Origin of the sequence: Hyphomicrobium sp., from assembly GCF_020852195.1 — a bacterium.
Lineage (GTDB): Bacteria > Pseudomonadota > Alphaproteobacteria > Rhizobiales > Hyphomicrobiaceae > Hyphomicrobium_C.
Genome location: NZ_JADZBI010000119.1, coordinates 1 through 3,278 on the forward strand (window position 1 = coordinate 1; position 3,278 = coordinate 3,278).

The following is a 3,278-nucleotide window of genomic DNA, read 5'->3' on the forward strand; positions in this document are numbered from 1 at the left end:
CCTCCGGCGCCACCTTGTAGGCGGCGCCGTTCGCGCAGTCGATCACGATCCTGAGCCCGTTGAGCTTGAGGTTCTTGGGCAGCGTGCGCTTGGCGAACTCGATGTAGCGCTCCTGCGCGCTGTCCACTCGCGTCGCCCGGCCGATGCGGTCCGAGGGCGCGAGCAGCGGCTCGGCCGGCCCGTCGATCAGTTGCTCGATCTCGAGCTCGACCTCGTCCGAGAGCTTGTAGCCGTCCGGATCGAACAGCTTGATGCCGTTGTCGCTGTAGCGGTTGTGGGAGGCCGAGATCATGACGCCGAGATCGGCGCGCAGGCTCCGCGTCAGCATGGCCACGGCGGGCGTGGGCATCGGGCCGAGCAGGAACACGTCCATGCCGACCGACGTGAAGCCGCTCATCAAGGCGGCCTCCAGCATGTAGCCGGAGAGGCGTGTGTCCTTGCCGATGACGACGCGGTGCCTGTGGCTTCCGTTCTGGAACAGCTTGCCGGCGGCCATGCCCACCTTGAGCGCGACTTCCGACGTCATCGGATGCTTGTTGGCGAGCCCCCGGATGCCGTCGGTCCCGAAATAGCGGCGTGTCATCTCGTCCCTCGCAGAGAAATCCCCGCGCAATGTTACGGCCGTCCACGCCGGGCGCCAAGGCACGTCTTGGCGCTATCCAACGGCGCGCGACCCTCGCCGGATACTAAACTGATTTTAGAGGAAAAAATGTTAAGACGCTGGCCGGCACGGGATCGAGACGGCCGGCCCGCACGCAAAATCACCCCAGCCCAGCCTCGGACCCGGCCTGCGCGGCCTCCCACACCGCGACCGCCTGCCGGGTCTCGGCCACGTCGTGCACGCGGACGATCTGCACGCCTTGCGCGATGGAATGCAGCGCCGCCGCGATCGAGCCAGACACCCGTGCGCGCGGCTCCTCGACGTTGCAGAGCTGCCCGATCAGCTTCTTCCGACTCGCCCCGAGCAGCACCGGCACGCCGAGGCCGTGATAGAGGCTCATGGCATTGAGCACCGCCACGTTGTGGTGCAGGTGCTTGCCGAAGCCGATGCCGGGATCCGCGATCAGCCGCGACTTCGGAATGCCGGACGTCACGCACGCGCGGATGCGCTGCTCCAGGAAATCGAACACGTCGAGCACGACGTCGCTGTACTGCGGATTGTCGTTCATCGTCTTGGGATCGCCCTGGGCATGCATGAGCATCACCGGCAGCCCGCTCGCCGCCGCCACATCGAGCGCGGCCGGATCGTGCGTCAGCGCCGAGACGTCGTTCAGGATGTCGGCACCGGCCCCTGCAGCCTGCCGCATCACCTCGGCCTTGCGGGTGTCGATCGAGATCAGCTTGTCCGTCTTCGCGCGCAGCCCCTCGATGACGGGGAGGACGCGGCGGAGCTCGTCGTCGAGCGCCACGGCATCCGAGCCCGGCCGCGTCGACTCGCCGCCGACATCGAGGATATCGGCACCCTCCTCCGCGAGCCTGAGCCCATGCGCGATGGCTGCCGCCGCGCTGTCGTGCTGACCGCCGTCCGAGAAGCTGTCGGGCGTCACGTTGACGATGCCCATGATGCGCGCCCGGTCCATCGAGAGCCCCGCCAGGCGCGGCCGGGGCGAGCGGATCGCCTCGATGAGGTCGGACGCCGCGAGCGTGTTGCGTCCCCAGTCGCGCTCGAAGAGGTCGCCGAGCCCGATCGTGCGCCGCACCGTGCCGCCGGGCGCGCGCTCCAGCACCTCGAGCGCGGAGAAGGCGAGCGGCCCGCCCGCGAGCGGCAGCCCGCCCCAGACCTCCTGCGGGCTCTCCGGCTCCGCACCCTGGCGCGCCGCGTAAATGCCGAGCGGACGGATATAGATCGAGCGTTGCATGGGTCTCCGAAGCGGCTGCGATTCCCTCCCTCTTGCAGGGGGTTAGGGGTGGGGAAAATCCCGCCGTCGAACGCGTGCGAGTTCCGCCGGAGCGGCGAACGACGGAAAAACAGAACGGCCGCGACACCGTCGCGGCCGTTAAGACCTTTAGCGAGCGTAGCCGAAGCCATCAAGCCTGCGGCTGGGGCTCCATGCCGCCCGTGTCCGGCTCGTCGCGCGGACGCGTGCGTCCGGCGGTCGGCACGGCCGGCCCGGTCGAGCCCTTGGACGAGTCGTCGTCGCGCCGCACGATGGTCTCGCCGCGCATGATCGCCGCCACCTCGTCGCCGCTCACGGTCTCGAAGTCGAGCAGCGCCTTCGCCACCGCGTGCAGCTTGTCGATGTTCTCGGTCAGGATCTTCCTGGCCTTCGCCTCGCCGTCATGGATCAGGCGGCGGATCTCCTCGTCGATGAGCTTCGCCGTCTCGTCCGAGATGTTCTTGGTCTGCGTCACCGAGTGGCCGAGGAACACCTCCTGCTCGTTGCCGTTGTAGCGCACGCGTCCGAGCGTGTCGGACATGCCCCACTCCATGACCATGGCGCGCGCGAGCTGCGTCGCCATCTGGATGTCACCCGTGGCGCCGTTGGTGACGTTGTCCGGCCCGCCGAGCAGGATCTCGGCCTCGCGCCCGCCGAACAGCACGGCAAGCCGCGCCTCGCACCAAGCCCGCGTGCGGCTGTAGCGGTCACCCTCCGGCAGGTTCATGGTCACGCCGAGCGCACGGCCCCGCGGGATGATGGTGACCTTGTGCAGAGGATCGTACGGCACCTTCAGGCCGACGATGGCGTGCCCCGCCTCGTGGTAGGCGGTATTACGCTTCTCCTCCTCGCTCATCACCATGGAGCGCCGCTCGGCGCCCATCATGACCTTGTCCTTGGCGTCCTCGAACTCGACCTGCGTCACGAGCCGCTTGTTGCGCCGCGCGGCGAGCAGCGCCGCCTCGTTGACGAGGTTAGCGAGGTCCGCGCCCGAGAAGCCCGGCGTGCCGCGCGCGATGGTCTTCGCATCCACATCCGGCGCGATCGGGCTCTTGCGCATATGGACCTTGAGGATCTTCTCGCGGCCCACGATGTCGGGGTTCGGCACCACGATCTGGCGGTCGAAGCGGCCGGGCCGCAGCAGCGCCGGATCGAGCACGTCCGGCCGGTTGGTGGCCGCGATGATGATGATGCCCTCGTTGGCCTCGAAGCCGTCCATCTCGACGAGCAACTGGTTGAGCGTCTGCTCGCGCTCGTCGTTGCCGCCGCCGAGACCCGCGCCGCGATGACGGCCCACGGCGTCGATCTCGTCGATGAAGATGATGCATGGCGAGTTTTTCTTGCCCTGTTCGAACATGTCGCGCACGCGGCTGGCGCCCACGCCCACGAACATCTCCACAA

General features: G+C 68.3%; 2 protein-coding genes and 1 pseudogene. All 3 read right to left on the minus strand.

The annotated features are described in order from the left end of the window. Nucleotides 1-583: pseudogene (gene glmM / locus IT540_RS09355) on the minus strand (phosphoglucosamine mutase); the annotation flags it as partial. 178 nt (nucleotides 584-761) lie between these two features. Continuing rightward, a complete protein-coding gene (folP, locus tag IT540_RS09360) occupies nucleotides 762-1,859 on the minus strand; it encodes a dihydropteroate synthase (RefSeq protein ID WP_291176245.1) in 1,098 nt (365 codons plus the stop codon). 169 nt (nucleotides 1,860-2,028) lie between these two features. Continuing rightward, nucleotides 2,029-3,278: ATP-dependent zinc metalloprotease FtsH (gene ftsH / locus IT540_RS09365; protein ID WP_291176248.1), on the minus strand; the 1,250-nt coding region annotated here is incomplete at its 5' end.